We start from the raw sequence: 5,715 nt of genomic DNA on the forward strand, positions 1-5,715 counted from the left end.
ACGACGTCGTCCAGCGTGGCCACCTGGTAACCGTCCATCGCCGCCTGCAGCGCGCAGATCGGGTCGATCTCCGTGACGATCACCCGCGCGCCCTGGCCGCGCAGCGACTCCGCGCAGCCCTTGCCCACGTCGCCGTAACCGCAGACGACCGCGACCTTGCCGCCGATCAGGACGTCCGTGGCACGGTTGATGCCGTCGATCAGCGAGTGGCGGCAGCCGTACTTGTTGTCGAACTTCGACTTCGTCACCGCGTCGTTTACATTGATCGCGGGGAACAGGAGGTCACCCGAGGCCATCATCTCGTAGAGACGGTGGACACCGGTCGTGGTCTCCTCCGTCACGCCACGGATCCCGGACGCGAGGGCGGACCAGTCGATGTCCGTCTTCGTCAGCAGGCCCAGGACGATGGCCATCTCCTCGTTGTCGGCGGTCGAGGCGTCCGGGACGGCCCCGGCCTTCTGGTACTCGACGCCCTTGTGGACCAGGAGGGTGGCGTCACCGCCGTCGTCCAGGATCATGTTCGGGCCGGCCTGTCCGGGCCAGGTCAGCGCCTGCTCCGTACACCACCAGTACTCCTCCAGCGTCTCGCCCTTCCAGGCGAAGACCGGGATCCCGGCGGCCGCGACGGCCGCGGCGGCGTGGTCCTGCGTCGAGTAGATGTTGCAGGACACCCAGCGGACGTCGGCGCCGAGCGCCACCAGGGTCTCGATCAGGACGGCGGTCTGCACGGTCATGTGCAGGGAGCCGGTGATGCGGGCGCCGGCCAGCGGCTGCGCCTCGGCGTACTCCCGCCGGATCGACATCAGACCCGGCATCTCGTGCTCGGCCAGGGTGATCTCCTTGCGGCCGAAGGCGGCGAGGGAGATGTCGGCGACCTTGTAGTCGGTGAAAGCGGCAGACATGCGGTGTGCTCCTTGGAAAGGTGCGGGGGCCGGGGTCATCGGCGGCCTCCCGCGTTGAAGTAGCCGGCCTCGGGGTGGTGGACGACCAGGGCGTCGGTGGACTGCTCGGGGTGGAGCTGGAACTCCTCCGAGAGGTGGACGCCGATCCGCTCGGGGCGGAGCAGTTCGGCGATCTTGGCCCGGTCGGACAGCTCCGGGCAGGCCGGGTAGCCGAGCGAGTAGCGGCAGCCCTGGTACTCGGTACGGAACATGCCGTCCATGCCCGCCGGGTCCGATGCGGCGATCCCCAGTTCGGCGCGGACGCGGGCGTGCCAGTACTCGGCGAGGGCTTCGGCGAGCTGGACGGACAAGCCGTGCAGTTCGAGGTAGTCGCGGTAGGAGTCGGACTCGAACAGCTTGGCCGTGGCCTCGCCGATCTTCGAGCCGACGGTGACCACCTGGAGGCCGATGACGTCCACCTCGCCCGACTCCTCGGGCCGGACGAAGTCGGCGAGGCACAGCCGCCGGCCCCGGCTCTGGCGCGGGAAGGTGAACCGGGTCCGCTCGGCGCCGTCCTCGTCCAGGACGATCAGGTCGTCGCCCTTGGAGACGCACGGGAAGTAGCCGTGGACCACGGCCGCTTCGAGGAGCCGCTCCGTGTGCATCCGGTCCAGCCAGCCGCGCAGGCGGGGCCTGCCGTCCGTGGCGATCGAGTCCGCGTCCTTGAGGCCCCACTGGCCCTTGAACAGCGCCTGCTCGTCGAGCCAGCCCGCGTACTCCTTGAGCTGGATGCCCTTGACCACGCGGGTCCCCCAGAAGGGCGGGGTGGGCACCGGGTTGTCGACGGCCACGTCGGACCGGCCGGCGTCCTCCGGTTCCCGCACGTCGAGGACGGCGGCCCGCTGCGGTACGCGGCGCTGCTTGAGGGGCGGGAGTTCGGCGCCGGGGACGCCGCGCTTGACGGCGATCAGGGCGTCCATCAGCCGCAGGCCCTCGAACGCGTCACGGGCGTAGCGGACCTCGCCCTCGTAGATCTCGTGGAGGTCCTGCTCGACGTAGGCCCGGGTCAGGGCGGCGCCGCCCAGGATGACCGGGTAGTCGGCGGCCAGCTTGCGCTGGTTGAGCTCCTCCAGGTTCTCCTTCATGATCACGGTGGACTTCACCAGGAGACCCGACATGCCGATCACGTCGGCCTTGTGCTCCTGGGCGGCTTCCAGGATCGCGGAGACGGGCTGCTTGATACCGATGTTCACGACGTTGTAGCCGTTGTTGGTGAGGATGATGTCGACGAGGTTCTTGCCGATGTCATGGACGTCGCCGCGGACGGTGGCCAGCACGATCGTGCCCTTGCCCTCGTCGTCGGTCTTCTCCATGTGCGGTTCGAGGTAGGCCACCGCCGTCTTCATCACCTCGGCCGACTGGAGCACGAACGGCAGCTGCATCTGGCCCGAGCCGAACAGCTCACCGACGACCTTCATCCCCTCCAGGAGGGTGTCGTTGACGATGTCGAGGGCGGGGCGCGTCTGCAGCGCCTCGTCGAGGTCCGCCTCCAGACCGTTCTTCTCCCCGTCGATGATCCGCCGCTGGAGACGCTCGTCCAGGGGCAGCGCGAGGAGCTCCTCGGCGCGGCCGGCCTTCAGCGACTTGGTGTTGACCCCCTCGAACAGGGCCATCAGCTTCTGCAGCGGGTCGTAGTCCCCCTCGCGGCGGTCGTAGATCAGATCGAGGGCGGTGCTGACCTGCTCCTCGTCGAACCGGGCGATCGGCAGGATCTTCGACGCGTGGACGATCGCCGAGTCCAGACCCGCCTTCACGCACTCGTCCAGGAAGACGGAGTTCAGCAGGACGCGGGCGGCCGGGTTCAGGCCGAAGGAGATGTTCGACAGGCCCAGCGTGGTCTGGACGTCCGGGTGACGGCGCTTGAGCTCGCGGATCGACTCGATCGTGGCGATGCCGTCCTTGCGGGACTCCTCCTGACCCGTGCAGATCGTGAAGGTGAGGGTGTCGATGAGGATGTCCGACTCACGGATCCCCCAGTTCGACGTCAGGTCCTCGATGAGGCGCTCGGCGATCGCGACCTTGTGCTCGACCGTGCGGGCCTGGCCCTCCTCGTCGATCGTCAACGCGATCAGCGCCGCCCCGTGCTCCTGCGCCAGACGGGTCACCTTCGCGAACCGCGACTCCGGACCGTCACCGTCCTCGTAGTTGACCGAGTTGATGACGGCGCGCCCGCCCAGCTTCTCCAGACCCGCCTGGATCACCGGGACCTCGGTGGAGTCCAGCACGATGGGGAGGGTGGAAGCGGTGGCGAAACGGCCGGCGAGCTCCTGCATGTCCGCGACGCCGTCACGACCCACGTAGTCCACACACAGGTCCAGCATGTGCGCGCCCTCACGGATCTGGTCCCGCGCCATCTCCACACAGTCGTCCCAGCGCGCCTCCAGCATCGCCTCACGGAACTTCTTCGACCCGTTCGCGTTCGTCCGCTCACCGATCGCCATGTACGAGGTGTCCTGACGGAACGGCACCGTCTGATATAGGGAAGCCGCCCCCGGCTCGGGGTTCGGGGTCCGAGCCACCACGGCCGCCCCGCGCACCCGTTCCACGATCTGCCTCAGGTGCTCGGGTGTCGTCCCGCAGCAGCCGCCGACCAGGGACAGGCCGTACTCGCGGACGAACGTCTCCTGCGCGTCCGCCAGCTCCGACGCCGACAGGGGGTAGTGCGCCCCCTGCTTCGTCAGCACCGGCAGACCCGCGTTCGGCATGCAGGAGAGCGGGATGCGGGCGTTGCGGGCGAGGTAGCGCAGGTGCTCGCTCATCTCCGCCGGACCCGTCGCGCAGTTCAGGCCGATCATGTCGATGCCCAGCGGCTCCAGGGCCGTCAGGGCCGCACCGATCTCCGAACCCAGCAGCATCGCGCCGGTCGCCTCCACCGTGACCTGGACGATCAGCGGGAGGTCCCCCATCCCGCACCAGTCCAGGGCGCGCCGGGCGCCGATGACGGCGGCCTTGGTCTGCAGGAGGTCCTGGCTGGTCTCGACGAGGAGGGCGTCCGCGCCGCCGCGGATCAGGCCCTCGGCGTTCTCCTGGTAGGCGGCGCGCAGCCGGTCGTAGGCGATGTGCCCGAGGGTGGGGAGCTTGGTGCCCGGGCCCATGGAGCCCAGGACCCAGCGGGGCCGGCCGTCGTCCGCGGTGAAGGCGTCCGCCGACTCGCGGGCGATGCGGGCGCCGGCCTCGGCGAGCTCGTAGATCCGTTCCTCGACCCCGTATTCGGCGAGCGCGGACAGGTTCGTGCCGAAGGTGTTCGTCTCGACGCAGTCGACGCCGACCGAGAAGTAGGCGTCGTGCACCGAGCGGACGATGTCGGGGCGGGTGGAGTTGAGGATCTCGTTGCAGCCCTCCAGCCCCAGGAAGTCGTCCATGGTGGGGTCGGCCGCCTGGAGCATCGTGCCCATCGCCCCGTCCGCGACCACCACCCGGGTCGCGAACTCCTCCCTCAGTGACCGCCTCATCTCATCCCAGTCCCCTCAGGTGTTCGGACAGTTCCTCTTCGCTCCGCGGGCCGTAGGCGGAGCGCAGCCGGGCCAGAAGGGCCTCCCGGGTCAGCCGGTACTCCTGGGTGCCGGTGTGGTCGAGCACGGTCGCCGCGATCGCGCAGCCCAGCTGGGCCGCGTACGGCTCGGGTACGCCCCAGGCCGTTCCGGCGAGGAACCCGGCCCGGAAGGCATCGCCGACGCCGGTCGGGTCGGCCACGTCCGAGACGGGCACCGCCGGGACGGTCAGGTCCCCGCCGGCGGCGGTGCGGATGCGTACGCCGTCCTCGCCGCGGGTGGTGACCCAGGAGCCGACCCGTTCCAGGACCTGTGCCTCGGTGAGCCCGGAGCGTTCGCAGAGCAGGGCGGACTCGTACTCGTTGGTGAACAGCCGGGTCGCCCCGTCGAGCAGTTCCAGCACTTCTTCTCCGCTGAGCCGGGCGAGCTGCTGGGAGGGGTCGGAGGCGAAGGGGACGCCCAGGTCCCGGCAGGCCCGGGTGTGGCGGAGCATGGCCTGCGGGTCGTCCGGGGAGACGAGCACCAGGTCGGGGCGGCCGGCGCGGGCGAAGACCTCGTGCAGGTCGATCTCGCGGGCCTCGGCCATCGCGCCCGCGTAGAAGGTCGCGATCTGGTTCTGCTCAGCGTCGGTGGTGCAGACGAAGCGGGCCGTGTGGAGGGTGTCGCTGACGCGTACGGAGTCGGTGTCCACCCCGTGGTCCTTGAGCCACACCCGGTACGGCTCGAAGTCCGCGCCCACCGCGCCCACCAGCAGGGGGCGCAGCCCCAGTACGCCGAGGCCGAAGGCGATGTTCGCCGCCACGCCGCCACGCCGCACGTCCAGGTGGTCGGCGAGGAAGGACAGGGAGACCCGGTCCAGCCGGTCCGCCAGCAACTGCTCGGCGAACCGGCCGGGGAAGGTCATCAGGTGATCGGTCGCGATGGAACCCGTGACAGCGATCCGCATGTCAGACCCCGGCCGCCTGGCGCAGGGCGTGCACGCGGTCGGTGCGCTCCCAGGTGAAGTCGGGGAGCTCGCGGCCGAAGTGACCGTACGCGGCGGTCTGGGCGTAGATGGGCCGCAGCAGGTCGAGGTCGCGGACGATCGCTGCCGGGCGGAGGTCGAAGACGGCCGAGACCGCCTCCTGGATGCGCCCGTCGGGCAGGGTGCCGGTGCCGAAGGTCTCGACGAACAGGCCGACGGGCTCGGCCTTGCCGATCGCGTACGCGACCTGGACCTCGCAGCGGGCCGCGAGGCCGGCGGCGACGACGTTCTTGGCGACCCAGCGCATCGCGTACGCGGC

At 70.1% G+C, this 5,715-nt stretch carries 4 protein-coding genes; all 4 read right to left on the reverse strand.

Features of this window, described 5'->3' with window-relative positions:
• Positions 1-902, reverse strand: a 902-nt coding sequence (locus ACFVXK_RS36680; protein ID WP_389621129.1) for an adenosylhomocysteinase, incomplete at its 3' end; no start/stop codon positions are given.
• A 35-nt stretch (positions 903-937) separates the two neighbouring features.
• Complete coding sequence (gene metH, locus ACFVXK_RS36685) at positions 938-4,393, reverse strand: methionine synthase (protein WP_389621132.1); 3,456 nt, start codon at positions 4,391-4,393, stop codon at positions 938-940.
• Between the two features lies 1 nt (position 4,394).
• Complete coding sequence (locus ACFVXK_RS36690) at positions 4,395-5,378, reverse strand: carbohydrate kinase family protein (protein ID WP_389621135.1); 984 nt, start codon at positions 5,376-5,378, stop codon at positions 4,395-4,397.
• 1 nt (position 5,379) lies between these two features.
• Positions 5,380-5,715 (reverse strand): methionine adenosyltransferase domain-containing protein (locus ACFVXK_RS36695; RefSeq protein ID WP_389621138.1); only part of this gene is annotated, 336 nt, incomplete at its 5' end.

The sequence above is a fragment of the Streptomyces sp. NPDC058157 genome, assembly GCF_042884105.1.
GTDB lineage: Bacteria > Actinomycetota > Actinomycetes > Streptomycetales > Streptomycetaceae > Streptomyces.